The sequence below is a fragment of the Arthrobacter sp. AOP29-A2-19 genome (assembly GCF_058138025.1).
This window is the reverse complement of record NZ_CM176894.1, coordinates 2,237,415-2,264,329: the sequence shown is the minus strand read 5'-3', so window position 1 is coordinate 2,264,329 and position 26,915 is coordinate 2,237,415. Positions and strand designations below refer to the sequence as shown.

General features: G+C 68.1%; 24 protein-coding genes and 1 riboswitch. Of the genes, 14 read left to right on the top strand and 10 right to left on the bottom strand.

Annotation, left to right across the window (positions count from 1 at the left end):
* Positions 1-8: 8 nt before the first annotated feature.
* Both AC3ZJJ_RS10415 and AC3ZJJ_RS10410 read right to left on the bottom strand, forming a co-directional pair.
* Entirely contained in the window at positions 9-1,031 is a 1,023-nt protein-coding gene (locus AC3ZJJ_RS10415; RefSeq protein WP_489891748.1) for an ABC transporter permease, read from the bottom strand.
* A 19-nt stretch (positions 1,032-1,050) separates the two neighbouring features.
* On the bottom strand, positions 1,051-2,709 hold the full coding sequence (locus AC3ZJJ_RS10410) for an ABC transporter substrate-binding protein (RefSeq protein ID WP_489891747.1): 1,659 nt from the start codon (positions 2,707-2,709) through the stop codon (positions 1,051-1,053).
* Positions 2,710-2,887: 178 nt separating this feature from the next.
* Between AC3ZJJ_RS10410 and AC3ZJJ_RS10405 the strand changes: the two genes are divergently transcribed.
* Positions 2,888-3,847: a bile acid:sodium symporter family protein gene (locus tag AC3ZJJ_RS10405; RefSeq protein ID WP_489891746.1), complete on the top strand. Its 960-nt coding sequence runs from the start codon at positions 2,888-2,890 to the stop codon at positions 3,845-3,847.
* An 81-nt stretch (positions 3,848-3,928) separates the two neighbouring features.
* Here AC3ZJJ_RS10405 and AC3ZJJ_RS10400 read toward each other — a convergent pair whose 3' ends face one another.
* From AC3ZJJ_RS10400 to AC3ZJJ_RS10370, 7 genes are all read right to left on the bottom strand, one after another.
* Positions 3,929-5,038, bottom strand: coding sequence for a substrate-binding domain-containing protein (locus tag AC3ZJJ_RS10400; RefSeq protein WP_489891745.1), 1,110 nt, complete (start codon positions 5,036-5,038; stop codon positions 3,929-3,931).
* 35 nt (positions 5,039-5,073) lie between these two features.
* Positions 5,074-6,360, bottom strand: coding sequence for a multiple monosaccharide ABC transporter permease (mmsB, locus tag AC3ZJJ_RS10395; protein ID WP_489891744.1), 1,287 nt, complete (start codon positions 6,358-6,360; stop codon positions 5,074-5,076).
* A gap of 34 nt (positions 6,361-6,394) precedes the next feature.
* On the bottom strand, positions 6,395-7,945 hold the full coding sequence (gene mmsA / locus AC3ZJJ_RS10390) for a multiple monosaccharide ABC transporter ATP-binding protein (protein WP_489891743.1): 1,551 nt from the start codon (positions 7,943-7,945) through the stop codon (positions 6,395-6,397).
* Between the two features lie 55 nt (positions 7,946-8,000).
* Positions 8,001-9,191 carry an ROK family transcriptional regulator gene (locus tag AC3ZJJ_RS10385; protein WP_489891742.1) on the bottom strand — a complete coding sequence of 397 codons (1,191 nt, stop codon included), beginning with the start codon at positions 9,189-9,191 and terminating at the stop codon, positions 8,001-8,003.
* Positions 9,192-9,338: 147 nt separating this feature from the next.
* Positions 9,339-10,808, bottom strand: a complete 1,470-nt coding sequence (locus AC3ZJJ_RS10380; protein ID WP_489891741.1) for a glutamate-cysteine ligase family protein — start codon at positions 10,806-10,808, stop codon at positions 9,339-9,341.
* A 78-nt stretch (positions 10,809-10,886) separates the two neighbouring features.
* Positions 10,887-11,966, bottom strand: a complete 1,080-nt coding sequence (locus AC3ZJJ_RS10375; RefSeq protein WP_489891740.1) for a Gfo/Idh/MocA family protein — start codon at positions 11,964-11,966, stop codon at positions 10,887-10,889.
* Positions 11,967-12,204: 238 nt separating this feature from the next.
* A complete protein-coding gene (locus tag AC3ZJJ_RS10370; protein ID WP_489891739.1) occupies positions 12,205-12,726 on the bottom strand; it encodes a gamma carbonic anhydrase family protein in 522 nt (173 codons plus the stop codon).
* A 66-nt stretch (positions 12,727-12,792) separates the two neighbouring features.
* Between AC3ZJJ_RS10370 and AC3ZJJ_RS10365 the strand changes: the two genes are divergently transcribed.
* Positions 12,793-14,736, top strand: a complete 1,944-nt coding sequence (locus AC3ZJJ_RS10365; protein ID WP_489891738.1) for a heavy metal translocating P-type ATPase — start codon at positions 12,793-12,795, stop codon at positions 14,734-14,736.
* Positions 14,737-14,739: 3 nt separating this feature from the next.
* Here AC3ZJJ_RS10365 and purU read toward each other — a convergent pair whose 3' ends face one another.
* On the bottom strand, positions 14,740-15,591 hold the full coding sequence (purU, locus tag AC3ZJJ_RS10360) for a formyltetrahydrofolate deformylase (RefSeq protein WP_489891737.1): 852 nt from the start codon (positions 15,589-15,591) through the stop codon (positions 14,740-14,742).
* A gap of 96 nt (positions 15,592-15,687) precedes the next feature.
* Positions 15,688-15,773: riboswitch (ZMP/ZTP riboswitch) on the top strand.
* 74 nt (positions 15,774-15,847) lie between these two features.
* Here purU and glyA point away from each other — a divergent pair.
* The 12 genes from glyA (at position 15,848) to AC3ZJJ_RS10300 (ending at position 26,911) form a co-directional block, all read left to right on the top strand.
* Positions 15,848-17,137 carry a serine hydroxymethyltransferase gene (gene glyA / locus AC3ZJJ_RS10355; protein ID WP_489891736.1) on the top strand — a complete coding sequence of 430 codons (1,290 nt, stop codon included), beginning with the start codon at positions 15,848-15,850 and terminating at the stop codon, positions 17,135-17,137.
* A 168-nt stretch (positions 17,138-17,305) separates the two neighbouring features.
* Positions 17,306-18,220, top strand: coding sequence for a bifunctional methylenetetrahydrofolate dehydrogenase/methenyltetrahydrofolate cyclohydrolase (locus tag AC3ZJJ_RS10350; protein ID WP_489891735.1), 915 nt, complete (start codon positions 17,306-17,308; stop codon positions 18,218-18,220).
* A 141-nt stretch (positions 18,221-18,361) separates the two neighbouring features.
* The gene (locus AC3ZJJ_RS10345) at positions 18,362-19,363 is read left to right on the top strand and encodes a hypothetical protein (RefSeq protein ID WP_489891734.1); all 1,002 of its coding nucleotides are present in this window, start codon (positions 18,362-18,364) and stop codon (positions 19,361-19,363) included.
* Between the two features lie 147 nt (positions 19,364-19,510).
* Positions 19,511-20,452 carry an ABC transporter ATP-binding protein gene (locus AC3ZJJ_RS10340; protein ID WP_489891733.1) on the top strand — a complete coding sequence of 314 codons (942 nt, stop codon included), beginning with the start codon at positions 19,511-19,513 and terminating at the stop codon, positions 20,450-20,452.
* Between the two features lie 136 nt (positions 20,453-20,588).
* Entirely contained in the window at positions 20,589-21,350 is a 762-nt protein-coding gene (locus tag AC3ZJJ_RS10335; protein ID WP_489895797.1) for an ABC transporter permease, read from the top strand.
* A gap of 1 nt (position 21,351) precedes the next feature.
* Positions 21,352-22,182, top strand: coding sequence for an ABC transporter permease (locus AC3ZJJ_RS10330; protein ID WP_489891732.1), 831 nt, complete (start codon positions 21,352-21,354; stop codon positions 22,180-22,182).
* A 67-nt stretch (positions 22,183-22,249) separates the two neighbouring features.
* Positions 22,250-22,609, top strand: coding sequence for a VOC family protein (locus tag AC3ZJJ_RS10325; protein ID WP_489891731.1), 360 nt, complete (start codon positions 22,250-22,252; stop codon positions 22,607-22,609).
* Positions 22,610-22,682: 73 nt separating this feature from the next.
* Entirely contained in the window at positions 22,683-23,198 is a 516-nt protein-coding gene (locus AC3ZJJ_RS10320; RefSeq protein ID WP_489891730.1) for a hypothetical protein, read from the top strand.
* Positions 23,199-23,213: 15 nt separating this feature from the next.
* Positions 23,214-24,062, top strand: coding sequence for an exodeoxyribonuclease III (locus AC3ZJJ_RS10315; RefSeq protein WP_489895795.1), 849 nt, complete (start codon positions 23,214-23,216; stop codon positions 24,060-24,062).
* A gap of 10 nt (positions 24,063-24,072) precedes the next feature.
* Positions 24,073-25,161, top strand: coding sequence for a tryptophan--tRNA ligase (gene trpS / locus AC3ZJJ_RS10310; protein ID WP_489891729.1), 1,089 nt, complete (start codon positions 24,073-24,075; stop codon positions 25,159-25,161).
* 3 nt (positions 25,162-25,164) lie between these two features.
* A complete protein-coding gene (locus tag AC3ZJJ_RS10305; RefSeq protein WP_489891728.1) occupies positions 25,165-25,752 on the top strand; it encodes a 2'-5' RNA ligase family protein in 588 nt (195 codons plus the stop codon).
* Entirely contained in the window at positions 25,724-26,911 is a 1,188-nt protein-coding gene (locus AC3ZJJ_RS10300; RefSeq protein ID WP_489891727.1) for a YihY/virulence factor BrkB family protein, read from the top strand. Before AC3ZJJ_RS10305 ends, AC3ZJJ_RS10300 begins: the two co-directional genes overlap by 29 nt.
* Positions 26,912-26,915: the final 4 nt, after the last annotated feature.

The window sequence follows — 26,915 nt, the reverse complement described above, 5'->3', positions numbered from 1 at the left end:
CCGGCGGTTCATGCGGCGCGCAGCCGGGGATCGGCGACGCGCTCCGCGGCGTCGGAGGCGGCCATCACCAGGACGTAAGCCAGAGCGGAGACCAGGGCGACGCCGGTGACCAGCGGGACGTCGCGCAAGGTCACCGCGCCCAACAGCGTCCTCCCGAGACCCGGCCTGGCGAACACGGATTCGACGACGACGGCCCCGCTCAGCAGGGATCCGAGCGCCCAGCCGGACAACGCGATACCCGGCAGTGCCGCGTGGCGCAGCGCGTGGCGGAGCAGCACGCCGGCCTCGCTCTCGCCCCGGGCCCGCGCCGAGAGGGCGAACGGCGAGGACATGGCCGTCAGCATCGACTCGCGCATCAGTTGGCCGAGGAACCCGGCGAGCGGCAGTGCCAGCGTGAGGACGGGCATCACCAGGCCGGCGGCGGTGTCGGTGCTGACCGGCGGCAGCCATTGCAGGGCGTTCGAGAAGAGCAGGACGAGGACGCTGGCCAGCCAAAAGTGGGGCACCGAGGCCGCGGCGATCTCCAGGCCCGAGCCGAGCGCACCGGCGGCGCGGCCGCCGAGGGTCGACCAGACCGCCATGCCCAGTGCGAGGACCCAGGCCACGGCCCAGGCCAAGACTGCCAACAGCAGGGTCCCGGGGAGCTGTGCGGCCAACAGCTCGGCCACGGGGACCCGGAGGGAATAGCTGGTGCCCAGGTCTCCCTGAACCAGCCGGCCCAACTGCGCCAGATACTGCACGGCCAGCGGCTGGTCCAATCCGTAGTCGCGCCGCGCGGCGGCCAGGGCCTCCGCGGACGCCTGGGAACCGGGCCCTCCCATGATCGCCTCTGCGGGATCGCCGGGGATCAGCCGGATGGCCAGGAAGATCAGCGTGGCGACCGCCCACAGCACAAACGTGGCCCCCGCCGTTTTGCCCAAGAGCCACCGCAGCGGGGCCGGGATCGCCGACGCGATCCGGGCCATCCGGCCATCGCCGAGGGACGCCCGCCCAAGGGCGTTTGTGCCGACGTGTACCGGAGGCTCTGTCATGGGGAGCGGAGCGGCCCGGCTACTCGGCGAGCCAGGCGTCGTGGAAGACGGGGCTGGCCACCGCGGTGGTGGCGCCCACGCCGTTCAGGGCGGGCCGGTAGAGGAAGTGGTTCTGCTGGTCGTAGAGCGGCAGGATGTGGTGCCCCTCGAGCACCAGCTTCTGCGCGTCCTCGTAGAGGGCCTGGCGCTCGGCCTGGTCGGTGGTCCGGTTCGCCTTCGTCAGCAGCGCGTCCAGTTCCGGGCTCTTGACCTGGCTGTGGTTCGCGAAGTACCCGGACGGGGCCGGCGTGGTGCTGTCGGAGTGGAACAGGATGCGCAGGACGTCCGGACCCACCTTCGTGTAGGGGGCGCTGACCAGGTTGTAGTCGTTCTTGCCGAGGGCGCCGTACCAGCTGGAGAGGTCCAGCAGGTCAAGCTCGATCGCGAATCCGGCGTCCTTCGCGGTGGCCTGCATCTGCTGGAACAGCGACTGCTCGGCCGGCACGGACTGGTTGGTGCTGACCGGGAACCTGAGCGTCAGCCGCGTTCCGTCCTTGGTGCGGTAGCCCTCGGCGTCGCGCCGGTCCCAGCCGGCCCCGTCCAACAGCCGGGCGGCGGCATTGGGGTCGTACCCGAAGGCGTCGGGATCGGAGTAGCCCATGGGCTCGACGCTCGAGAGCGCGGAATAGGACCGCTCGGCGGTCCCGAAGAACAGGGATTCGACGCCGGCGTCGACATTCACCGAGCGGATGAACGCCTCGCGCACGCGCGCGTCGTCGAACGGCGCCTTGGACGCGTTGAGTTCGATCCGGTTGGACGCCCCGGGCCGTGGCGCATCGAGGTGCCGGATGGTGCCCGATTGCTCGGCGGTGGCGATCGCGTCCGGCTGGGCGTTGTCGATGATGTCGGCGGTCCCCGACTGGAGGGCGGCGTAGCGCGTGGCTGCCTCGGGGATGAACTTCCAGGTGATGCCGTCGAGGTAGGCGGGCCCGGCGTGCGCGGCGCCTTCGACCGGAACGACGTAGTCGTCGTTGCGCGTCAGCTCGACCGACTGTTGCTTGGTCCAGCCGGCAACCTTGAACGGGCCGGTGCCGATGGGCTCGGCGCAGTTCGCCTCTTGGCTGCGGCCCAGGCCTGCGGGGGACTCGATGGCCACCCACGGCATCGACAGCGATTCCAGCAGGGCGCTGTCCGGCGAGGAGAGCGCGAGCATCAGGGTCTGCGGATCCTTCACGGTCATCTCGTCGATTTTTTGGACGGCGAGATAGCCGGTGGATGAGGCGGTGTCGGGATCCTGGAGGTGTTCGATGTTGGTCTTGACGGCCTCGGCGTCCAGGGGCGTCCCGTCGGTGAACTCGATGCCCTCGCGCAGCGTGAGGGTCCAGGCCAGCCCGTCCTCCGACGGCTCGGCGGACGCGGCCAGCCAGGGAACGATCTGCCCGGCGTCGTCCTTGGTGAAGAGCGTCTCGAGGAACTGTCCGGCCAGGAGAGCCTGCGGGTAGTTGCCGCCGACGTGTGGATCCAGGCAGGTGGGCTCGGCGTCGCCGGAGGCGTAGACGAGCGTGCCGCCGGAAACCGGTTCGGCGGCGGAGGAGTCCTGCGGGGCCGTGCCGGAGGTGCAGCCCGCCAGCAGGGCCGTGGCCGCGAGGAGGCTAGTGGCGGTGGCGGCAACGCGCACGGAACGGGCGGAGAACAACATGGCGACGGCTTCCTGACGTGCTGGTGCGTGTCCGGGCGTTGGGTCCGCGAGGGAGGCCGTTCCGGGACTTAGACGCGTCAAGCCTAGTCCAGGCCGGGCTCGGGCGCTGTTGCCTGGGTCATGGTGGCATCGCGTCACAATTCACGGCCCCCCGGGAGGATTTGGGAAGGTGTCATCCATGTCAACAACCCTCGCAACCAAGACCACAAGCGAATCGGAAGTGCGGAGCGCGCGCGTCGCCGTGACACTGTTTCCGCTGCTGATTCTTGCCGGCGGCGCCGTGGCGCTCTTTTTCCCGGCGCCGTTCACCGGATGGTCGGCGTTCGTGACGCCCGCCCTGATGGTCATCATGTTCGGTATGGGCCTGACGCTGACCCTGCCCGATTTCGCGCTGGTCGTGCGCAAGCCGTTGCCCGTCTTGCTCGGGGTCGTCGCCCAGTACGTGATCATGCCGCTGCTCGGCCTCGGCGTCTCCGTTCTGCTGCAGCTGCCGCCGGCGCTGGCCGCGGGCGTGATCCTGGTTGGCTGCGCCCCCGGAGGCACGGCGTCCAACGTGGTCACCTACCTGGCCAAGGGCGACGTCGCGCTGTCCGTGACCATGACCAGCGTCTCCACGCTGATCGCCCCGCTCCTCACGCCGCTGCTGACGCTGTGGCTGGCGGGGCAGTACATGCCGGTCGACGCGGGATCCATGGCCATGAGCATCGTGCAGATCGTCCTGATCCCGGTGGTCCTCGGCCTTGTCGCCCGCTACCTGGTCCCGTCGGTGGTGGACAAGGTCCTCCCGGCACTCCCGTGGGTATCCGTTCTCGCGATCACGTTCGTTGTCGTCGCCGTCGTCTCCGGCAGCGCGGCCGCGATCTTCTCCGCCGGCCTGCTAATCCTCCTGGCCGTGGTGCTCCACAACGCCGGCGGCTACCTGCTGGGCTACGGCGCAGCCAAGCTGTTCCGGCTGCCGATTCCGTCCCGGCGGACGATGGCTGTGGAGGTCGGGATGCAGAACTCCGGACTCGCGGCCGGGCTGGCAAAGCAGTATTTCACCCCGGAGGCTGCCCTGCCGGGCGCGGTCTTCTCCGTCTGGCACAACGTCTCCGGTGCCGTGATGGCCGCCATTTGGCGCCGCAGCAGCGCCCGCTAGTACCCCGCACCGCGCACGACGGCGGCCGGCCACCTCAGGGGTGGCCGGCCGCCGTCGTGCGTTGCCGCCTGTCGCGATGCGCTACTTGGTGATGGGGCCAAGCACCGGATCGTCGGCGTAGGCTTCCTTGACGTTCTCCTCGGTCACGATGACCGGATCGAGCAGGTAGGCCGGGACCACCTTGACGCCGTTGTCGTAGCTGTCGGGGTCGTTGACCTCGGGCGCGGTGCCGGACTGCAGGTCCTTGGCCATGGTGATCGCGTGCTCAACAAGCTTGCGCGTGTCCTTGTTGATGGTCGAGTACTGCTGGCCCGCCATGATGGACTTCACCGACTCCACCTCGGAGTCCTGTCCCGTCACGATCGGGGTGTCCTTGCCTGCGGCCTTGACCGAGGTCAGGACGGCGCGGGCCAGGGTGTCGTTGGGGGAGAGGACGCCGTCGAGATCGTCGGAGGAGTAGCTGCCGGTGAGCAGGGTGTCCATGCGCTTCTGGGCGTTCTCGGCCTTCCAGCCCTGGGTCACTGCCTGCTCGAACGTGGTCTGTCCGGAGGCCACCTTCAGGGTGCCGTCGTCGATCTTCGGCTGGAGGACCGACATCGCTCCGTCGAAGAAGACCTTCGCGTTGGCGTCGTCCGGGGACCCGGCGAAGAGCTCGATGTTGTAGGGGCCGTCGCCCTTCTTTTCCGCGAGGCCGTCCAGAAGCGCCTGGCCCTGCAGCTCGCCGACCTTAAAGTTGTCGTAGGCCACGTAGTAGTCGACGTCGGCGCTGTTGAGCAGGAGACGGTCGTAGGCGATGACCGTCGCGCCGGCCTCCTTGGCCAGCTTCAGCTGGGTGCCCAGCTGGGCGCCGTCGATCGCGCCGACGATGATGACCTTGGCGCCGTTGGTGACCATGGCGCTGATCTGGTTCTGCTGCTCCGAAACGCCGCCGTTGGCGAACTGCACGTCCGCCTCGAAACCGGCCTCCTTCAGGCCGCTATTGAAGAGGTTCTCCGCGAGGACCCAGTTCTCACTGGTCTTCTGCGGCAGTGCGACGCCGATCGTGGAGCCTGCTTCGAAGCCGGCCACGGCGGATTCCGTGCCCTCACCCGTCGCGGTGCTTCCGGTGTCGGCGCGGCCGCAGCCGGTGAGCGCCAGTGCCGCGATGGCTGCCACGGCGGCCGCCTTGCGTGCTTGTCCAAAGATGTGCATGTTTTCGCTTTCTGCTGGTACGGGTTGATGGGGAATTAGGCCTGGTGGGTGATGACGTCCTTGGTGGGCGTCGTCTCGTCGGGCTGGTTGTCACGGGTCCCGTTGGGTTTGTCGGACTTGCCGAAGGCTCGCGTGAGCAGCCCGCTGATGGATGGCTTGCCCTGGGACTTGTTGTAGATGTCGAAGGCGACGGCCGCCAGAAGCACCAGACCCTTGATGATCTGGGTTGCGTCGGCGCCGATACCCATCAACTGCAGGCCGTTGTTCAGCACCGCCATGACCAGGCCGCCGATGATCGAGCCCACCACGGTGCCCACGCCGCCGGAGACGGCCGCGCCGCCAATGAAGACCGCTGCGATGGCATCCAGCTCCCAGCCGACGCCGTCGAAGGGACCCGAGGCCGTGGAGCGGCCCACGAAGATCATTCCGGCCAGCCCCGCGAGGATGGACATGTTCATCATGACCAGGAAGTTGACCCTCCTGGAGCGGACGCCGGAGAGCTCGGCGGCGTGGCGGTTCCCGCCCACGGCGTAGACGTGGCGGCCGATCACGGTGCGCGAGGAGACGAAGCCGTAGACAAGCACCAGGACCGCCAGGATCAAGCCGGGGATCGGAAAGGAGGTGCCAGGGCGGCCCGTGGCGAAGAGGTACGTCGCGTACAGGATGGCCGCGCTGATGAGCGTCAGCTTGGTGGCGGTCACCCACAGCTCGGGAACCTCGGCGCCCAGGGCCTTCGCCTTGGACCGCCCGCGCAGCGCGCCGACGACGACGAAGGCGACCGCGAGCAGGCCCAGCAGGAGCGTGAGGTTGTTGTAGCCCGTGTTGGGGCCGACCTCCGGCAGGTAGCCGGAGCCGATGTACTGGAAGTCCTGCGAGACCGGGATGGTGTTGGACTTGCCGACGAGCTGGTTCAGGCCGCGGAAGATGAGCATGCCCGCGAGGGTGACGATGAACGCGGGGATGCCGACGTAGGCGGTCCAGAAGCCCTGCCAGACACCGATCAGGGCGCCGAGCGCCAGCCCGAACAGGATGGCGACGTACCATTCCAGGCCCCAGTCGCGCATGGCCAGAGCCACGGAGACGCCCACGAAGGCGGCGACCGAGCCCACCGACAGGTCGATGTGGCCGGCGATGATCACCAGCACCATGCCGATGGCGAGGATCAGGATGTACGAGTTGCCGTTGAAGAGGTTGATGACGTTCCCGGGCGTCAGCGTCCGGCCGTTGGTCCTCCATTGGAAAAAGAGAATCAGGGCCACGAGGGCGAAGATCATGCCGAATTGGCGGGTGTTGCCGCCAAAGAGCTTCTTGATCGCGTTCATTGTTTCCGTCCTTGCGTCTGATGCGTGGTGGTTGTCATGCGGATTTGCGGGCGGTGGTCATCAGCCGCATCAGGTTCTCCTGCGTGGCCTCGTGCTTGTCCAGCACGCCGGTGATGGCGCCCTCGAAAATCGTGTAGATGCGGTCCGAGAGGCCCAGGAGCTCCGGCAACTCGGAGGAGATCACGATGACCCCCTTGCCCTGGCGGGCGAGCTCCTGGACGATCCCGTAGATCTCGTACTTGGCGCCGACGTCGATGCCGCGGGTGGGCTCGTCGAGGATCAGCAGTTCGGGGTCCGTGAACATCCACTTGGCCAGCACCACCTTCTGCTGGTTGCCGCCCGAGAGCTTCGCAACGCCCTCCTCCACGGAGGGCGCCTTGATGCGCAGGGATTTCCGGTAGCGTTCCGCGGTGTCGAACTCCGCGTTGTCGTCGACGACGCTGAACCGGCTGATCTTCTTCAGGTTTGCCGCCACAACGGTGCTCTTGATGTCGTCGAGCAGGTTCACGCCGAGGGTCTTGCGGTCCTCCGTGACGTAGCCGAGGCCGGCGTCGATCGCCTGCGTGACGTTCCTCAGCTGCAGTTCCTTGCCGTTCATGATGATCTGGCCGGACAGGAAGCGCCCGTAGGAGCGGCCGAAGACGGATCGCGCCAGCTCGGTGCGCCCGGCCCCCATCAGGCCCGCGAAGCCGACGATCTCGCCGCGCCTGACGAAGAAATTGGAGTTCTTGCAGACCATCCGGTCCTGGACCTGCGGATGTCCGACGTTCCAGTTCTTGACCTCGAAGAAGGTCTCTCCCGCGTTGGGCTCGTGGTCCGGGAAGCGGGACTCGAGCGTCCGGCCCACCATGCCCTTGATGATGCGGTCCTCGTCGACGCCGTCCGCCTTGACGTCCAGCGTCTCGATCGACTTTCCATCGCGGATGATGGTGATCGAATCGGCGATCTGTTCAATCTCGTTGAGCTTGTGGGAAATGATGATCGACGTGATCCCGCGACCCTTGAGCCCGAGGATGAGGTCCAGCAGGTGCTGCGAATCGGACTCGTTCAGCGCCGCGGTGGGCTCGTCGAGGATCAGCAGCTTCACCGACTTGTTGAGGGCCTTGGCGATCTCGACGAGCTGCTGCTTGCCGACGCCGATCTCCTTGATCGGGGTGTCCGGGTCCTCCCGCAGTCCGACGCGCGCCAAGAGTTCGGTGGACCGCGTGCGGGCCTCCGCCCAGTTGATGATTCCGAATTTCGTGGGCTCGTTGCCCAGGAAGATGTTCTCCATGATGGACAATTCCGGGACCAGCGCCAGTTCCTGGTGGATGATGACGATGCCCGCCTGTTCGCTGGCGCGGATGTCCTTGAACTGCTGGGTTTCGCCCTGGTAGTGGATGTCGCCCGTGTAGCTGCCGTAAGGGTAAACGCCGGACAGCACCTTCATCAGCGTGGACTTGCCCGCGCCGTTCTCGCCGCAGATGGCGTGGACTTCGCCCGCCCTGACGCTCAGGCTCACCGAATCGAGGGCCTTCACGCCGGGGAACTCCTTGGTGATGGAGCGCATCTCCAAGATGACCGGGGTCTTGTGCTGGGGATTCATTCGCCTGGCTGCCTTCGCTTCGGTGTGACGGTGTGGTGGTGGTTGACGGTGCACTTCACGAGCCCCCGCCTTTCGCATGCTGGAAGACAAGGGCGGCGGCGCCCAGCGCCTCCGCCCTGTCGCCCAGCGAGGACATGGCCAGGCGGGTGTTCTCGCCGACCACGGGTACGGCGTGGCGGAGGAGGCCGCGGCGAACGGGATCCAACAGGAGCGGGCCGAGGCCGGCCAGCGGGCCGCCCAACACGATGACTTCCGGATTGATGAGGTTTGCGACGTTCCCGAGCGCGCGCCCGATGGCGCCGCCGGCGTCCTCGACGACTCGCAGGGTCGCCGGGTCTCCCTCGTGGGCCTTGCGCACGATGTCGGCGGCGGTCCGCGGGCGGTCCTCGCCACGGCTAAGCAACTCCATCATGGTGGTGGTCGACGCGACGGTCTCGAGGCAGCCGCGGTTTCCGCAACGGCACACTTGGCCGTGCTCGTCGATGGTCGCGTGCCCGAGCTCGCCGGTGATGCCCACGTGCCCGTAGAAGGGAAGCCCGTTGAGGATCAGGCCGGCGCCCACCCCCGTTCCGACCTTGAGGAACACCAGGTTCCTGACCTGTCCGTGTTCGCCCCACGTGACCTCGGCGAGGGCTCCGAGATTGGCGTCGTTGTCCACGAAGACGGGCATGTCCAGGGCGGCGCGCAGGCGCTCCAGGATGTTGATGCCCACCCACTCCGGAAGGATGGCGCCCTGCGCGACCGTTCCCGTGCGGCGGTCGATGGGTCCGGGGATGCCGACGCCGGCGCCGACGACGGCGGAGCGGTCCACCTTGGATTCCTCGAGCAGTCGCGCGACGAGGACGGTGGCGGCCTGGATGCCCTCCTCCGCATGGTGCCCGAGGGGAAGGACCACAGCCTCTTCCGCCAGCAGGCGGTGGCCGAGCGACGCAAGCACCACTCGGAGGTGCCGGCGCCCGAAGTCGACGCCGACGGCCACGGTGCCCTTGCCGGAGAGTCGAACGTTCAGTGCCCGGCGCCCGGAGCTGGTGGTCGGTTCCGTGGAGGCGATGCCCTCGTCCAGCATCGTCTTGACGATGTTGGAGACCGTGGCGCTGGAAAGGCCCGTCCTGCGCGACAGCTCCGCCTGGGTCGAGGGTCCGCCCAGCAGGCACTCGATGATCCGCTGCTGGTTGCGGTGGCGCAACGCCGACTGGGAGCCGGGGTTGCCCCGCGGACCCGCTGTTGTCGGCGTTGACGTAGACATGACATGTAGCGTGCATCACAATATGGCTTGGCGTCAAGAAGTAAGCCCAAGAATCCTTAAAGTTCCTTGCTGACCTTGCAAGGTGAGAGCAACGCGGCATGGATCGACGGCGGGCGCGCCGCCGTCGGCTAGCCCGCCCCGGCCGGACTAGGGGAGCGGCCACTCGTGGACCGGGCCGGAATTGTGCATGTGCTCCCAGTAGAGTCGGGTCATTTCCTGCAGCGCCTTGCGGCGGTCCAGCCCGTGGTCCTCCAGCCTGCGCAGGGCCAGGATCTGCCAGGTGGCCCCGTTCTGCTCGGTCCGGGCCCGCTCGCGCAGCACGTCCAGGTAGCGGTTGGCGACCGGCTTGTCGACGCCAAGGTCGGCGAGCCCCTCGGCGGCGAGGGGCAGCAGGTGGCGCACGATCAGCTCCGTGACCGGGATGTCTCCGATGCCAGGCCAATAGACGTTCGCCTCGAGTCCCTGCCGGGCGCAGGCCAGGAAGTTGTCAGAGGCCGTCGCGAACGCCATACGGGACCAAAGGGGCCGCTCCGCCGTGCGCAGCTTACGGACCAACCCGAAGAAGAACGCCGCGTTGGCCACGGTGTCGATCACGGTCGGGCCCCCGGGGAGCAGCCGGTTCTCCAGGCGGAGGTTGGGCATGCCGTCGCCCGGGTCGTAGATGGGGCGGTTCCAGCGGTAGACCGTCCCGTTGTGCAGGCGGAGCTCGTGCAATTGCGGGGCGCCGGCCACGGTGGCGTCGGCCCGGCGCCGCGAGAGCTCCGGGAGTAGCGCCGGGAAGTAGCGGACGTTCTCCTCGAACAGGTCGAAGATCGAAGTGATCCAGCGTTCGCCGAACCAGACCCGCGGCCGGACGCCCTGATTCCGCATCTCGGGCGGGCGGGTGTCGATGGCCTGCTTGAACACCTCGATGCGGGACTCGTGCCAGAGAAGCTTCTCCATAAACACCGGTGAGTTTGCCGCGAGCGCCACCTGCGGGCCGGCGATGACCTGGGCGGCGTTCCACACGGGGGCGAATTCCGAGGGCGAGACCTGCAGGTGAAGCTGGACGGACGTGCAGGCCGCCTCGGGGGCGATGTTGGCCGCGTAGAAGCGCAGCCTCTCCTCGCCCGTGATGTCTATCAGCACGTCCTCGCCGCGGGCGGCCAGCACGGAGTTGTTCAGGGCCGCGTAGCGCTTTCCGGCGCTCATCCACCCCTTGTCGCGGACCAGGTCCTCGCGGAGGGTCGGCAGGATCCCAACCATCAGCAGGTCCGCGCCGGCATTCTCCGCGCGCTTGTCCGCGCGGTTCAGCTGGAAGCGCAGGCTCTCCTCCAGTTCGCGGAGGCCGCGCCCCGCCACGGACAGGGCCGGGTGGTTCAGCTCGATGTTGAACGCGCCGATCTCCGTCTGGAATGCGGGATCGGCGATCTGCTCCAGCACCGCCGAGTTGCGCAGTGCCGGCGTGAAGTCGTCGTTGGCCAGGTTCAACTCGAGCTCGAGGCCGATGGTGCCGGTGTCCGCGAAGCGGCCGGTGCCCAGGAACTCCTCGAAGGTCTCGAGGTTCTGCATCAGGCGCTCGCGATACCGCGTTCGCTGCTCGCGGCTGAACGTCTTGGTGCTGACCTCTGCTCCCATGGCATGAGAGTACTGGCGGGGCGTGCGGCTGTATACGCCAATTGCGCGGCGCTTGCCGGTCCCGTGCGCCGACCTTCCCTATCGGCGGGTATGCAGGTCGTTGTCGTAGCGCAGGCCCAGTTGGTTGCGGACCCCGTCCAACAGGCGCATGGTGTTGACGGTGTCGGCCCACGGCATGGTGGGGCTCTCGAGCAGGCCCTCCTGGATGCACCGCGTGCTTTCGCGCAGCTCGTACGTGTAGTTGTGGCCCACCGGCTCGAAGACCTCGACCCGTGCGTCGGCGCCGACCGGATGCACCTCGATCCGGGAAGGGTTGTTCAGCGGAGCGTTGGCCCGCAACCAGCCGGCGGTGCAGGCGATGGTCGCCTCCCGCGGCCCGGCACCGACGAGGCTGCACATCAACTGCGCCTGGCGGCCGCCGGAGTAAGTGAGGGTCAGCGACTCCTGGGGATCGACGCCGTCGTCGTTCAGGATGCCGGCCGCCTGCACGGACAGGGGGAACCCAAGTGTCCCCAGCGACCAGGTCAGTGGATAGACGGCCAGGTCCAGGAGCGCCCCGCCGCCGGCGGCCGGGTCCCAGAGCCGCCAGGCCCGGTCGTACGCCGCCGGGAAGCCCAGATCCGCCCGGACCCACGCCACGTCGCCGATCTCGCCGGAGTGGACGATCGAAAGGGCACGGTGGACCGCCGGCAGGAAGCGCGTCCACACGGCCTCCATGAGGAACAGCCCGCGCTCGCCGGCCAGGCGGACCAGTTCCGCGGCCTCCGCCGCATTGATGGTCAGCGACTTCTCGCACAGGACGTGTTTGCCGGCCTCCAGTGCCGCCTTCGCGACCTCGTAGTGCTGGCCGTGCGGAGTGGCAATGTAGACGATCTCGACGTCGGGGTCCGCGAACATCGAGTCGTAGGCCTTTACGCCGCCGCCGTCGAAATAGGCCTTGGCCGCCCCGTGGCGCCCGGCGAAAGACTCGGCGCGCCCGCGGTCCCGCGAACTGACGGCGTACAGTTCCGCATCCTCCAGGCGCAGGAGGTCGGCGACCACCTTCTCGGCGATGCGGCCCGTGGACACCACCCCCCAGCGCAGTGTGCGGCCGGTCGCCTTGACGGGGGAGGGTGCGCCCGGGGCGGCGCACGGTGGGACGGGAATGAACTCGGTCATGGGCACAGCTTTGCACACGGTTGCTGGACCCGGCGGGTGGTGGACCCAAAATGCCGCGAAAGGGCACTTGACGAAACCGGTCAACCTACGACTATGATTGTGCTGTGGGTTGATCGCATGGAGTTGCCTCTCCGGTGGAACGGACCGGACTGTGTGACACGAAAACGGCCCCCGTCCTAGGCGACGGGGGCCGTTCTTGCGTGCGGAGACCGCCTTCGCGGCCGGGTCCGCCGGCGTCCTAGCCGGCGTTGGCCTCGCGGTGCTTGTCAGCCAGTTCCAGGTAGTGTGACGCGTTTGTCTTGAGCGATTCGATCTCCTCGGGCGTCAGGGCCCGGCGCACTTTGGCCGGAACCCCGGCCACAAGGGAACCCTCGGGAACCACCATCGATTCGAGCACCAGAGCGCCCGCCGCGACCAGCGAGTTGGCGCCCACTACCGCGCCGTTCATCACCGTGGCACCCATCCCGATCAGGCAATCGTCGCCGATGGTGCACCCATGGACCACCGCGCCGTGTCCCACGGACACCCTGCGGCCCACCGTGCAGGGCAGGCCCGCGTCCGCGTGGACCACCACGTTGTCCTGAAGGTTCGTGCCGTCCCCGATCCGGATCGCGTCGGAATCGCCGCGGACCGAGACGCCGTAGAAGGCGCTGGCGCGTTCGCCCAGGACGACGTCGCCGGACAAGACGGCCGTGGGAGCCACAAACGCGGACCCCGCGACTTTGGGAGTTTTGCCGCCGATGGTGATGATGTGTGCCATGGACCCGAGTCTAGCCACGGCGTGCGCGGGACGACGGGTTGGCAGGGCAGACCTTTAGGGATACATATGGGGGACATCCGACCCGAGAAGGCGGGCACCGTGAGCGCCAACAGAATCGTGCCGCCGATCCGGCGCTACCCGCTTGTGGCCGCAACCCTCGTTGTGGGCGCCGGCGTCGCGGTCCTGCATCTGGCCGGCTGGGAGGAGGCAGGCCGCTGGACCGCGGGCGTATTCGCGCTACTGGTGGCCGCGCTGGTCGGCTACGACATGCTGCGCGACCTGCTGAGGGGCCACTGGGGGATCGATGTCCTGGCGTTCACCGCGATCGTCGCGACCGTCGTGGTGGGAGAGTACGCCGCGGCACTCGTCATCTGCCTGATGCTCGCGGGCGGCGAGGCGCTCGAGGACTTTGCCGGACGGCGGGCGAAGCGCGAGCTCACTGCGCTGATGGAGCGCGCCCCGAGGCGCGCGCACGTGCTGGAGGCCTCGGGCACGGTGCGCGACGTCGCGGTCGAGGAGGTGGAGCCCGGCGACACGCTGCTTGTCCGCCCCTCGGAGGTGGTACCGGTCGACGGCATCCTTCGGTCAGATGTGGCCGACTTCGACGAGTCGTCGCTGACCGGCGAGTCGATGCCCGTCACGCACAACGCGGGCGACGCGGTGATGTCCGGCGTGCTTAACGGCGCGCGTGCCATCCGGATGGAAGCAACGGCGCGCGCCAGCGACTCCCAATACTCGCGGATTGTGGCCTTGGTGCGCGAGGCCGCGGCCTCGCGCGCGCCGGTGGTTCGCTTGGCGGATCGCTATGCCGGGCCGTTCACCCTGTTCGCCTACGCCGTCGGGATCGCAGCCTGGTGGCTCTCCGGGGATCCGGTCCGCTTTGCCGAGGTGCTGGTGGTCGCCACGCCGTGTCCGCTGCTCATCGCGGCGCCGGTGGCGTTTATGGGGGGCATGAGCCGGGCGGCGCGCAACGGCATCATCGTCAAGAGCGGGGCCACCATCGAGGCACTGGCCCGGGTCCGGACGGCGGCGTTCGACAAGACGGGAACGCTGACGTACGGCCGGCCGGAACTGGTTTCCGTGCTGCCGGTCGGGGGAATCCGGGCCCGGGACCTGTTGTGGTTGGCGGCGTCCGCCGAGCAGTTCTCATCCCATGTCCTGGCTGGATCAGTCATCGCGGCCGCCCGCGCGCGCGGATTGGAGCCGGCGCCGGGGCACCACGCCAGCGAGGCGGCGACCAATGGCGTCGTGGCGACGATCGACGGGCGGCGGGTCTTGGTGGGGAAGGAACGGCACGTCCGCGAACACGCCTCGGGGGTCGAGCACTACCCGTTGGGACCCGGCGAGATGTCCATCTACGTCGCGGTCGACGACAGGTTTGCCGGGGTGCTCGTGATGAGCGACCAATTGAGGAACGACGCGCGAAGGACGCTGTCCGAACTGGCGCGCCTGGGCGTGGCCGAGCGGCTGATGGTGACGGGGGACCAGGAGGGCACGGCCGCACACGTCGCCCGTCAGGTGGGACTCACGCGCGTGCTGGCCGAGTGTCTGCCGGAGGACAAGGTGCGCATGATCGGTTCCGCCGCGGAACGGCCGGTCATGATGGTGGGCGACGGTGTCAACGACGCCCCCGTCCTGGCCGCGGCCGAGGTGGGGGTGGCGATGGGGGCGCGCGGATCCACGGCGGCGAGCGAGAGTGCCGACGTGGTCATCGTGACCGACGACCTCTTCAAGACCGCCACCGCCGTCGCTATTGGGCAGCGGACGGTGCGCGTGGCGCTGCAGAGCATCTGGCTGGGCATGGCGCTGTCCGTCCTGCTGATGTTCGTGGCGGCGACCGGAGCCCTGCCGGCCATTGTCGGAGCCCTGACCCAGGAAGCCGTGGACCTCGTGACCATCCTCAACGCCCTCCGCGCCGTGGGGCCGGGGCGCGTGCGCGCATCCGCCGCCGGCGACCCCGTTGGCGAGCGCGCGGCCGTCCGGGCGGAAGGTTCCCCGGACGCCGGGTGATCGCTAGTTGAAGACGACCGTGCGCTTACCGTCCAGGAGGACCCGCCGCTGGGCGTGCCACTGGACGGCTTGTGCCAGGGTGCGGCCCTCGACGTCGCGGCCCATGGCCACGAATTGTTCCGGCGTCCGTGCGTGGTCGACGCGAATGACCTCCTGCTCGATGATCGGCCCCTCGTCCAGGTCGGCTGTCACGTAGTGGGCGGTGGCCCCGATCAGCTTCACTCCCCGCGCATGGGCCTGGTGGTACGGCTTGGCGCCCTTGAACGAAGGCAGGAACGAGTGGTGGATATTGATGGCCCGCCCGGACAACTCGCGGCACAGGTCGTCGCTCAGGATCTGCATGTAGCGGGCCAGGACCACCAGTTCGACGTCGTGCTCGGCCACGAGCTCCAGGAGGCGGGCCTCGGCGTCGGCCTTGGTCGCGGCCGTCACCGGCACGTGTTCGAAATCGATGCCGTAGAACTCCGCCATCGGCCGCAGGTCCGGATGGTTGGAGACGATCACCGGGATCTCGATCGGCAGCGATCCCGAGCGCTGCTTGAACAGCAGGTCGTTGAGCACGTGCCCCTCTTTCGAGCACATGATGAGCGTGCGCAGGGGGCGGTCCCCGGGGTGGATGCCGAGCGCCATGCCGAACTCGGCGGCCACGGGCGCAAGGGCCTCGTCCAGCCGTCCGGCGCCCGCCGCGGTCTCCACGGCTACGCGCATAAAGAACGTTCCGGTCTCCCGGCTCTCGAACTGCTGGGACTCAGTAATGTTGCCGCCGGCCTCCAACAACGCTCCGGAGACGGCATGCACGATTCCGGGCCGGTCGGCGCAGGAGAGGGACACGGTGAAATGCTCGGTGGTGGTCACCGGAAAACCTTACCGCCCGCCTGCCCGGTGCGCGCTCCGCACACGGCGTTCCCGCTTCGTCACGGAGGCGGGCTCCGTGCGGGTTTCGGCTAGCATGGATCGCGTTGCGACTGGCGTTGGGTGGAGGACCACCGGGGAGCAGCACGAGCGACGACCACGGACCGCGCGCCTGGGCCCAAGGTCATGTTTTCCGGCGTGCGCCGACAACTTGACCCGCCCAGCGACCACACCCTTTCCCGCTTCAGGAGATCACCCCGTGACCTACGAGAACACCGTGACCAACCAGCCCCTCTCCGCCATCGATCCGGAGATCGCCGCCGTCCTCGACGCGGAGCTCGGACGCCAGCGGAACACGCTGGAAATGATTGCGTCGGAAAATTTCGCGCCGCGCGCGGTCCTCGAGGCACAGGGATCCGTGCTGACGAACAAGTACGCGGAGGGCTACCCGGGCCGCCGATACTACGGCGGCTGCGAGCACGTCGACGTCGCCGAAAACCTGGCCATCGAACGCGTCAAGGCGCTCTTCGGCGCCAAGTTCGCCAACGTGCAGCCGCACTCGGGCGCATCGGCCAACGCCGCGGCGCTGGCCGCAATGATCAAGCCCGGCGACAAGATGCTGGGCCTCTCGCTGGCCCACGGCGGCCACCTCACCCACGGCATGAAGCTGAACTTCTCCGGCAAGCTGTACAAGGTGGCGGCCTACGAGGTGGAACCGGAGACGTTCCGGGTCGACATGGACAAGCTGCGCGAGCAGGCGCTGCAGGAGCGCCCGCAGGTGATCGTCGCGGGCTGGTCGGCGTACCCCCGCCAGCTGGACTTCGCCGCGTTCCGCGCCATTGCGGACGAGGTCGGGGCGCTCTTGTGGGTGGACATGGCGCACTTCGCCGGGCTCGTGGCCGCGGGCCTGCACCCGAACCCCGTCCCGTATGCGGACGTTGTCACCTCCACGGTCCACAAGACGCTGGCCGGGCCCCGCTCGGGCATCATCCTGACCAACAACGCGGAGCTGGCCAAGAAGATCAACTCCAATGTTTTCCCGGGCCAGCAGGGCGGCCCGCTGATGCACGCCATCGCCGGCAAGGCGGTCGCCTTCAAGATCGCCGGATCCGACGAGTTCAAGGACCGCCAGCAGCGCACGCTGGAGGGTGCCCACATCCTCGCGGATCGGCTCACCGCGCCGGACGTCGCCGAGCGTGGCGTCTCCGTGCTGACGGGCGGCACCGACGTCCACCTGGTGCTCGTCGATCTGCGCGACTCGGAGCTCGACGGGCAGCAGGCGGAGGACCTGCTGCACTCCGTCGGCATCACCGTCAACCGCAACTCGGTGCCGTTCGACCCGCGTCCGCCCATGGTCACCTCCGGGCTGCGCATTGGCACGCCGGCGCTGGCCACCCGCGGTTTCGGGGCCACCGAGTTCACGGAGGTCGCCGAGATCATTGCCGCCGCCCTGCGCGACGGCGCGGCCGCCGACCTCGACGACCTCCGCGAGCGCGTCGAGAAGCTGGCGGCGGGATTCCCGCTCTACCCGGGTCTGGAGCAGTGGTAGGACATCGGGACAGCCGCCGACCCGTTCCCGTCTGACCTGCCGTCCGGTGCCCTGCGCTCCGCGGCGGCGGCTTCCGACGAATTCGACATCCCCGCGGTCGATTGCTGCTTCACCGGCTGCTGCGACCGCGGAAAAGCCTTCATCCTAGAACAGGAGCTGAACGCCGCTATGGCACAAGAACAGACGGCCGCCCGGCCGCAGGCACAGGTCCTCGACGGCAAAGCCACCGCAGCCGCCATCAAGGCGGAACTGAAGGAGCGCGTCGCTGCGCTCAAAGCGAAGGGCATTGTGCCCGGCCTCGGCACGATCCTCGTAGGGTCGGATCCGGGCTCGCAGTGGTACGTCGGAGGCAAACACAAGGACTGCGCGCAGGTGGGGATCAATTCCATCCGCGTCGACCTGCCGGAGGAGACCACCCAGGACGAACTACTGGAGAAGGTCCGGGAACTCAACGAGAATCCCGACTGCACCGGCTACATCGTGCAGCTTCCGCTTCCCAAGCACATCGACCAGGACACCGTCCTCGAGGCCATGGATCCGGAAAAGGATGCCGACGGGCTGCACCCCATGAACCTCGGCAGGCTCGTGGCCAACGTGAACCGCCCGATGTCGACGCCGTTGCCGTGCACTCCGAAGGGGTGCGTAGAGCTGATCGAGCGCCACGGGCTTTCGCTGGCCGGCAAGAACGTCCTCGTCGTCGGCCGCGGCGTCACCATCGGTCGGCCGATAGGCCTGTTGTTGACCCGCCGCGACATCAACGCGACGGTCACCCTGGCGCATACCGGGACCACCGACTTGGCCGGGCACCTCGGCCGGGCCGACGTCGTCATCGCCGCGGCCGGGCAGCCGCACATGATCAAGGCCGCGGACCTCAAGCCGGGCGCGATCGTGCTCGACGTCGGCGTGAGCCGTGTCGATGACGGCAACGGCAAGGCGGTCGTCACCGGCGATGTGGAGCCCGCAGCCGCCGGGGTAGCCTCGTGGCTGTCGCCGAACCCGGGTGGTGTGGGCCCGATGACCCGGGCCATGCTGCTGTCGAACGTGGTCGAGGCGGCCGAGCGTCGGGTCGAGGCCACGGAGTAGGTTCGGGCCAAACACCGAAGTCAGCGGTCCCCGCCATCCATTGGATGCGGGGACCGCGCTGTGTCCAGCGGCGGGCGAAAGTGGTAGAAAGAGCACGCAGGGTCCAGAGGAAAATCAGCCCAGAAAAGGGGTTTTGAAGCAATGGACAGTACCCAGATCGTGTGGATCGTCGTCGCAGTGGTTGTTGTGCTCGTTCTCATCGGCGCTGCCGTCGCCCTTGGCAGGAAAAAGCGCCGGCAGCAGCAGGAAGAGGATCGGCGCGAGGCCGAGAAAATGCGGGTATCCGCGCGCGAGACGGAACTGGCGGCCCGCGAGAGAGAAGTCCAGGCGGACAAGGCCAACGTGGAGGCCCGCGAGGCGGACAACGCTGCCGCCCGCAAGCGCCAGGAGGCGGAGGCCAAGGCCGCGGAGGCCAAGAGCACGCGGCAAGAACTGGACGACCAGCTGCGCCGGGCCGACGAACTGGACCCCGACGTCCGGGTCGACGGAAAGGCGGCCCGCAGCGGCGACGCGTCCGATCAGGCACGCCACCAGGCGCCTCCCGCGGCCGCGGCCGTTGGCGGGGGAGCCGCCGCGGTGGCCATGGCGGGCGCCAAGGACCGCGATGCGCAGGACCGCGACGCGCAGGACCGCGATGCCGTTCGCGATGACAGCACGCGGGCCGACGCGGTGCGCGATGGTTCCGTTGGCGATGACAGCACGCGGGCCGACGCGGTGCGCGAGGAGACTCTGCATTCACGGCAGGATCGCGACACGTTCGTCGACGAAGACGCCCGCCGTCAGGACACCACTGCGGACGACGACGCCGACGCGCACCGCCGCCTCTACGATAAGGATCCGGAGGGATGGGACGGTTCCACGGGCCGCCCCACGGATGGCGTCGCGCACGACGGCCCGACCGGAGCCACCGGTCCCGCGGGGGCGTCGGAGGACGGTGGTTGGCAGCCCCGCGGGCATTCGACGCCCGAGCCCAATGAACCGCGCCCGGTGGACCCGGAGGGAGACCCCGGAACGACGCGGCCGGTCGATCCCGCCGGCGACCCGGACACCACGCGGCCCGTCGACCCCACGGCCGATCCCGACACGTCCAATCCCCACGATCCGTTCCACGACCCAGACACGGATCCGCGCCACCGGGCCTGAGCGGGCGGCCAACGAAGGCCGCCGAACCGCCCACCGACGGCCACGGACGACGCCGGCGCCCAAGGGGTGCCGGCGTCGTTCCGCATCGTTGCAGCACAGCCGGTGATTGATTTGTGCCAATCACTCAATTGGGCTTACAGTCTTGATGTGCAACACAACACATCGCGGCCCACTGTTATCTCGGCCACCAACCTGACCAAGACGTACGGCGACATCACCGCCGTCGACGGAATCTCCTTCGATGTGGCCGCGGGCGAATCCTTCGGCCTTCTGGGGCCCAACGGTGCCGGCAAGTCCACCACGATGCGGATGATCGGCGGCGTCTCGCAGCGGTCGGCCGGCGAATTGACGATCATGGGCCTCGACCCCGAAAAGCAGGGTCCCGAGGTCCGCGCGCACCTCGGTGTGGTCCCGCAGCAGGACAACCTGGACGAGGAATTGAGGGTCCGCGACAACCTCTTGGTCTACGGGCGCTACTTCGGCCTGCCCATGTCCTACCTTCAGCCCAAGGCCGACGAGCTTCTCGACTTCGCACAGCTGACCGACAAGCGGAAGTCCCGCGTCGACGACCTTTCCGGCGGCATGAAGCGGCGCCTCACGATCGCCCGCTCGCTGATCAACGACCCCAAGATCCTGCTCCTCGACGAGCCCACAACGGGCCTCGACCCGCAGGCGCGGCACATCCTCTGGGACCGGCTCTTCCGGCTCAAGGAGAAGGGGGTCACGCTGATCCTTACCACGCACTATATGGACGAGGCCGAGCAGCTCTGCGACCGGCTAATCGTAGTGGACAAGGGCCGCATCATGGCCGAGGGCTCTCCAGCCTCCCTGATCCGCGAGTACTCGACCCGCGAGGTCCTCGAGCTGCGCTTCGGGACGGAGCGCAACACCACGGTGGCAGGGGAACTGGAGGGCATCGGCGAGCGGCGGGAGACGCTGCCGGACCGCGTCCTGATCTACGCGAACGACGGCGAGGCGGCCCTGGAGCAGGTGACCGGCCGGGGGCTGACGCCCATCACCTCGCTAGTCCGCCGCTCGTCGCTGGAGGACGTTTTCCTCCGGCTCACCGGTAGGAGCCTCGTTGAGTAGCGAACACAACGACGCGGGGGCGACGCCGGCGACGGCCACCAAGGTCTCGGCCGAGGAGCGCTTCTTCGCCTCCGAACTGGTTCCGCATTCCCCCGCAGTCAGCGCCGAGCGCGCCCGGCGCTTCGGGACCTGGTACATGGCCGAGCAGGTCCTCCGCCAGATGAAGAGCTACCTCGACGTCATCATCGCCTATTCGGTGGGCAACCCGCTGATGTACCTGGTGGCAATGGGCGTGGGGCTCGCCAGCCTGGTCGACGCGAACGGAACAGGTGAGGAGTTCGGGGGAGTCGGGTACCTGCAGTTCATCGTCCCGGCGCTCCTGGCCTCGGGCGCCGTTATGGCGGCCACGGAGGAATTCTCCTATCCCGTGGTCAGCGGATTCAAGTGGCGGCGCACCTACTACGGGCCGCTGGCTTCGCCCATCACGCCGCACCAAATTTGCCAGGGCCACGTTCTGGCCGTCTCCATCCGGCTGGTGGCGCAGAGCGCCGTCTATCTGGCCATTGTCGCCCTCTTCGGCGCGGCGCCGGGGCCGTGGGCGTGGGTGAGCATCTTCACCGCGACGCTCGCAGGACTGGCTTTCGGCGTCCCCATGATGGCCTATTCCGCGTCCATCAAGGACGACCGCGGACAGTTCGCCATGGTCCAGCGGTTCATCGTTATGCCGTTGTTCCTGTTCTCCGGAACGTTCTTCCCGCTCTCGGTCCTGCCGTGGTACCTCCAGTGGATCGGCTGGATATCGCCGGTCTGGCACGGGACGGAATTGGGCCGGCTACTCAGCTACGGACACACCGAACCGCCGTGGCTCACGGCGGTGCACGTGGCGTACCTGGTGGTGCTCGCCACCGCGGGACTGCTGGTGGCACGGCGCATCTACGCACGGCGACTGGAGGGTTGAGATGAGCGTTGTCCAGGACGAGGACCTCGAACTGTCCGCCGACACCCGGCCCTTCGCGGGCATCTACGCCAGGAACGCCAAGGCCGTCATCGCCCGCGGGCTGCTGGCGACCAAGACGAGCAACTGGATGGTGACGGTGTCCGGCTTCTTCGAGCCGGTCCTGTACCTGCTCTCGATGGGCATCGGCCTCGGCGCGCTGGTGGGCACCGTGACCGGGCCGGACGGCCAGCCCATCAGCTACGCGGCGTACATCGCCCCGGCGCTCCTGGCGGTCTCGGCGATGAACGGCGCCGTCTACGACTCGACGTGGAACGTCTTCTTCAAGATGAACTTCGCCAAGCTCTACCAGAACATGCTTTACACCTCGCTTGGCCCGCTGGATGTCGCGATCGGGGAGATCTTCCTGGCCCTCCTGCGCGGCTTCCTCTACGCCACGGGGTTCACGGCCGTGATGGCCCTGATGGGGCTCGTCACGTCACCATGGGCCCTGCTGATGATCCCGGCGTCGGTGCTGGTGGCCTTCGGGTTCGCTTCGATCGGCATGGGCATCACGAGCTTTATGAAGACGTTCCAGCAGATGGACTGGATCAACTTCATCATGCTGCCAATGTTTCTCTTCTCCGCGACGCTCTACCCGCTGAGCGTGTACCCGCAGGCCATCCAGTGGATCATCCAGGCACTGCCCCTGTGGCACGGGGTCGAACTCCTGCGCCAGCTCAGCGTCGGCGCCTTCGGCTGGTCGATGGTTGGCCACGTGCTGTACTACGTGGTCATGATCGTCGTTGGAATGGTGCTGACGACCACACGGCTGAGGGCGCTGTTCCTGAAATAGGCAACGGCCCACGGCATCGGCGCGAAACCTGAGGGTAGTCTGGATAACCCCAACCCGAGGAGACCCGATGATCGGCAAGTGGCACGCCGTTGTAATCGATTGCGAAGACACCGATACCCTGGCGACGTTCTACGAGCAGATGCTGGGGATGGTGCGCGTCCAGCAGGACGACGACGGATGGATCACGATCGGCGACGCGCCGGACCGGCCGGCGATCGCTTTCCAGCGGGTCGACGTCTACGTCCCGCCCGCGTGGCCCGGACACGTGCACCCGCAGCAGGCGCACCTCGATGTCCGCGTCGACGACTTGGACCTCGCCGAGGAACAGGTGCTCAAGCTGGGGGCGACCTCCATGAACACCGGCGGGCAGAACTACCGCGTCTACCTGGACCCGCAAAGGCACCCGTTCTGCCTCGTGACCTGGTAGGCCGCCGGCACCGCTCTGTTCGCCCACGGTAGAACCGCGGGGGAGGTGCGCCGGGGTTTGAGAGAATATCCCCATGCAATCCCTCGGCAACGCCACCACCGCACAGGACAAGAAGATCACCCTCAGGGCAAGCACCTTGTCGCTTGCCGTTATGGTCACCGTATTCCTCGTCGCCGTCGTCTTCGCGGCGAACCAAAACGACGTCATCGGTTGGATCGTGGCGATCGTTTCGCTCGGCTGGCTGATGCTCTCCGCCTTCCTCGTTTTCGGCCTGCGCCGCGGGGCGCGGAAGATGACCGACCAGCTCAAGACCGCAACGGCAGGGATGGCCGCACGCGCCGGCGGACCTTCGCAGACCGTGGTCGTCGACGAGGCAACCCGCAACCGCGACCTCAAGCTGGACCACTCCCTCAAGATCGTCCAGGTGCAGGCCGGGGTCATCAAGGAAAACCTGGGCCGGTCCGGTGAGGACGCGCGCGCAATGGTCGACCGCGCCGTCGAGACCATCGAAATCACCGCGCACAACGCCCGCTCCATGATGAAGCCGTCCGATGGCTCCCAGCCGCTGTCGGGCGAGGTCATCGACTAGCCCCCGTTGGGTAAGCTGGATCGGGTGAGCTCTGCTGTGGAATCGAAGGTGTCCAAGTCCGACGGTGCGCTACGCGTGGCCTCGGTCAACGTCAACGGCGTCCGTGCCGCCTACAAGCGCGGCATGGCGGAATGGTTGGACGGCCGCGACGTCGACGTCCTGTGCCTGCAGGAGGTCCGTGCGCCAGACGCCATCCTGCGCGGACTGATCGGCGACGGTTGGCACATTGTCCACGCCGAGGCCGAGGCCAAGGGACGCGCCGGGGTCGCCATCGCGTCCCGCGCCGAGCCGGTCGCGACCCGGGCCCACATCGGCGACGAGTTCTTCTCGACCTCGGGTCGCTGGGTGGAGGCGGACCTCGCCGTGGACGGCGGACGTGTCCTGACCGTTGCCAGCGCGTACGTGCACTCCGGCGAGGCAGATACCCCCAAGCAGGTGGACAAGTACCGTTTCCTCGACGTGATGCTGGACCGGCTCCCGCAACTGCGCGGCGAAAAGGACTTCGCCCTGATCGTCGGGGACCTGAACGTGGGGCACACGCCCCGGGACATCAAGAACTGGCGGGGCAACGTCAAGCGTTCGGGCTTCCTGCCCGAGGAGCGCGCGTACTTCGACAGGTTCTTCGGCGACGAGATCGGTTTCAAGGATGTCGCCCGCGAACTGGCCGGGGACGTCGACGGGCCGTACACGTGGTGGTCGTGGCGGGGGCAGGCCTTCGACAACGACACCGGATGGCGCATCGACTACCACATGGCCACACCCGAACTTGCCGCCCTCGCGTCGAACGCAGTCGTTGACCGCGCCGCAACCTACGACGCGCGCTTCTCCGACCACGCACCGCTGGTCGTCGACTACCAGTTCTAGAGGACACTCCATGACAGAGACACTTTCCACCGCCGCGGACGCCCGCCCCCGCGTGCTCTCAGGCATGCAGCCGTCCGCGGACTCCCTGCATTTGGGCAACTACCTCGGTGCGCTGGTCAACTGGGTCACGTCCCAGGACGAGAACGACTGCTACTTCTTCGTTCCCGACATGCACGCGATCACCACGCCGCAGGATCCGGCGGACGTCCGCGCTCGGACCCGGACGACCGCCGCGCAGTACATCGCCGGCGGCATCGACATCGACAGGTCCACGCTGTTCGTGCAGTCGCAGGTACCCGAGCACGCGCAGCTTGCCTGGGTGCTGAACTGCATCACGGGCTTCGGCGAGGCCTCGCGCATGACGCAATTCAAGGACAAGTCGGCCAAGGGCGGCCAGGACTCCTCGAGCGTGGGCCTGTTCACGTACCCGATTCTGATGGCGGCGGACATCCTGCTCTACCAGCCGCAAGGCGTCCCCGTGGGCGACGACCAGCGCCAGCACGTGGAGCTGGCCCGCGACCTCGCCCAGCGCTTCAACCACCGGTTCGGCGACACGTTCACAGTGCCCCAGGCCTTTATCCAGAAGGAGGGCGCGCGCATTTACGACCTCCAGAACCCGACGACGAAGATGTCCAAGTCCGCGTCGAGCCCGAACGGCCTGATCAACATCCTGGACGATCCCAAGGTGACCGCGAAGCGCATCAAGTCCGCGGTGACGGACGACGAAACGGTGATCGCGTACGACCGGGAACGGAAGCCGGGCGTCTCCAACCTGTTGGAGATCCTCTCGACCATCACGGGCGAGACGGTGGAGCGGCTGGTCGCGCAGTACGAAGGGAAGATGTACGGGCACCTCAAGGTGGACGTGGCCGAGGCCGTCGTCGCTCGGGTTTCGCCCATCCGCACCCGAACGCTCGAGCTCCTGGACGACCCGGCCGAACTGGACCGCCTGCTCGCCCACGGCGCGCTCAAGGCCCGGGAAACCGCGTCTGCTACGTTGGAGGACGTGTACGAAAAAGTCGGGTTCCTCCAGCAGGCGACGCCGGGCGCACTTGCCGGCGGCGGCTTGGCTGCCAGCCGCTCCGGGACGGCCCGCTAGGCCATGGCCCGGCTCGACCGGACGGCCGGTCCGGCGCACGGGGACAACGGCGTCCAGGACGCCGGCGTCAACCGCGTCGGAATCGTCATCGGCCTGCCACTGGACTTGAGCGACGAGCTGGAGCGCTGGCGGGCGTCCTTCGGCGATCCGATGGCCGCGGTCGTGCCACCCCACATCACACTGGTGACCGGAACGACGTCGGAGAACTGGGACACGGCGAAGGAGCACGCACGCCTCGTGGCGGCCACCGGCCGGCCGTTCAGGATGCGGCTGCGCGGCACCGGCACCTTCAGGCCCGTCTCGCCGGTGGTCTACCTGAACGTCGTCGAGGGCTGGGACGAGTGCGTGCGCCTGCACACGCTGCTGCAGTCGGGACCCCTGGACCATGACCCGGAATTCGCCTACCACCCCCATCTGACGGTGGCGCACGACGTGACGGAAGCGGGAATGGACCACGCCATGACCGTCCTGAAGGACTACGAAGCGGAATTCCTGGTCCAGAAGGTGGGCCTGTTCGAGCACGATTCCCGTGGCCTGTGGGCCCTACGTGAGGAGCTGCACCTTGGCGACACCGGACACCGGACGCACTAGCGCAACAACCCCGCCCCGGTCATCGGCCGGCGCGGGAGGTCCGTCCGGGGAAGCGGACGCCGCCGGCCCGCCCGATCCCCTCGACAGGGCAGTGCTCAAGGCGGACGCCCTCCGCAAGCGGGCCGCGTGGGGCAGGGCGAGGCGCGAAGGCGCCCCCCTCGCGGCCCGCTCCATGGCGCTGCTGGGGTGGATGCTGGCCAAGCTCAACGCGTGGCGGCCCATGCGGGTCTGGACCCTCTACACGCGCCGCCACGGCCCGCTGATGGCCGCCGGAAGCGCCTACAACATGTTCTTCTCCGTCGCCGCCCTGCTGGTTGCGGGGTTCTCGATCTTCGGCATGGTCGCCAGCGGCAACCCGGGGCTGCAGAACGCCGTGGTGGACACCGTTGCGGAGGCCACCCCGGGGCTCATCGACACCGGCGAGGGCGGGCTCGCGACACCGGAGCAGCTCTTCAACTCCGGCAGCTTCGGCTGGGCCCTCGCGATCTCCACGGCCACCATGCTCCTGACGTCGCTGGGCTGGATCGCCGGCCTCCGCGAGGCCATGCGCGGGGTCTTCGGGCTGCCGCCGCTGGCGATGAACCCCGTGCTGCTCAAGCTCAAGGACCTGAGTGTCCTGCTGATCCTGGGCCTGTCGCTGGTGGTCACGACCGTGGTAGGTCTCGTCGCCGGTGCGGCCCTGGAGCTGGTGATCGACCTGCTAAACATCCAGTCGGGTTTTGCCATCGCGATGACGCGCGTCACCAGCATTGTGGTCATGCTCCTGCTGGACGCTGCCGCCGCCGTGGTGCTGTTCCGACTGGCCTCGGGCATCCGCATGCCGCGCGTGGCCATGCTGCAGTCCGCGTTGATTGCCGGCGCGGGCTCAACCGTCCTGAGGTACTTCAGCTCCGAACTGCTCGGTGGCGCGACCAAGAACCCGATTCTGGCGTCGTTCGCGGTGATCCTTGGCCTGTTTATCTGGTTCTTCTTTCTGAGCCAGGTCTACCTGATCGCGACCTCCTGGGGCGCCGTTGCCAAGGCGGACTCCGAGGCGCGGCACGCGGCGCGCGCCGGCGGGGCCCAGCAGAGCCTGAAGCGCCAGTCCGCGCTGCGGCGCGGGGCAGACGGCGTGGGACCCGTCTCCGGATGGCCACCGCGGCGCCGGCCGGCCCGCTGATCCC

What these genes read in the sequence shown, in the direction of transcription:
- AC3ZJJ_RS10330 (WP_489891732.1), top strand. Translation starts at nt 21,352, where the DNA reads ATGAGCGTTGTCCAGGACGAGGACCTCGAACTGTCCGCCGACACCCGG.
- AC3ZJJ_RS10385 (WP_489891742.1), bottom strand. Translation starts at nt 9,191, where the DNA reads ATGTCTACGTCAACGCCGACAACAGCGGGTCCGCGGGGCAACCCCGGC.
- AC3ZJJ_RS10410 (WP_489891747.1), bottom strand. Translation starts at nt 2,709, where the DNA reads ATGTTGTTCTCCGCCCGTTCCGTGCGCGTTGCCGCCACCGCCACTAGC.
- AC3ZJJ_RS10415 (WP_489891748.1), bottom strand. Translation starts at nt 1,031, where the DNA reads ATGACAGAGCCTCCGGTACACGTCGGCACAAACGCCCTTGGGCGGGCG.
- mmsB (WP_489891744.1), bottom strand. Translation starts at nt 6,360, where the DNA reads ATGAACGCGATCAAGAAGCTCTTTGGCGGCAACACCCGCCAATTCGGC.
- trpS (WP_489891729.1), top strand. Translation starts at nt 24,073, where the DNA reads ATGACAGAGACACTTTCCACCGCCGCGGACGCCCGCCCCCGCGTGCTC.
- AC3ZJJ_RS10400 (WP_489891745.1), bottom strand. Translation starts at nt 5,038, where the DNA reads ATGCACATCTTTGGACAAGCACGCAAGGCGGCCGCCGTGGCAGCCATC.
- mmsA (WP_489891743.1), bottom strand. Translation starts at nt 7,945, where the DNA reads ATGAATCCCCAGCACAAGACCCCGGTCATCTTGGAGATGCGCTCCATC.
- AC3ZJJ_RS10335 (WP_489895797.1), top strand. Translation starts at nt 20,589, where the DNA reads ATGGCCGAGCAGGTCCTCCGCCAGATGAAGAGCTACCTCGACGTCATC.
- AC3ZJJ_RS10345 (WP_489891734.1), top strand. Translation starts at nt 18,362, where the DNA reads ATGGACAGTACCCAGATCGTGTGGATCGTCGTCGCAGTGGTTGTTGTG.
- AC3ZJJ_RS10380 (WP_489891741.1), bottom strand. Translation starts at nt 10,808, where the DNA reads ATGGGAGCAGAGGTCAGCACCAAGACGTTCAGCCGCGAGCAGCGAACG.
- AC3ZJJ_RS10375 (WP_489891740.1), bottom strand. Translation starts at nt 11,966, where the DNA reads ATGACCGAGTTCATTCCCGTCCCACCGTGCGCCGCCCCGGGCGCACCC.
- AC3ZJJ_RS10305 (WP_489891728.1), top strand. Translation starts at nt 25,165, where the DNA reads ATGGCCCGGCTCGACCGGACGGCCGGTCCGGCGCACGGGGACAACGGC.
- AC3ZJJ_RS10325 (WP_489891731.1), top strand. Translation starts at nt 22,250, where the DNA reads ATGATCGGCAAGTGGCACGCCGTTGTAATCGATTGCGAAGACACCGAT.
- AC3ZJJ_RS10350 (WP_489891735.1), top strand. Translation starts at nt 17,306, where the DNA reads ATGGCACAAGAACAGACGGCCGCCCGGCCGCAGGCACAGGTCCTCGAC.
- AC3ZJJ_RS10365 (WP_489891738.1), top strand. Translation starts at nt 12,793, where the DNA reads ATGGGGGACATCCGACCCGAGAAGGCGGGCACCGTGAGCGCCAACAGA.
- AC3ZJJ_RS10370 (WP_489891739.1), bottom strand. Translation starts at nt 12,726, where the DNA reads ATGGCACACATCATCACCATCGGCGGCAAAACTCCCAAAGTCGCGGGG.
- AC3ZJJ_RS10405 (WP_489891746.1), top strand. Translation starts at nt 2,888, where the DNA reads ATGTCAACAACCCTCGCAACCAAGACCACAAGCGAATCGGAAGTGCGG.
- AC3ZJJ_RS10320 (WP_489891730.1), top strand. Translation starts at nt 22,683, where the DNA reads ATGCAATCCCTCGGCAACGCCACCACCGCACAGGACAAGAAGATCACC.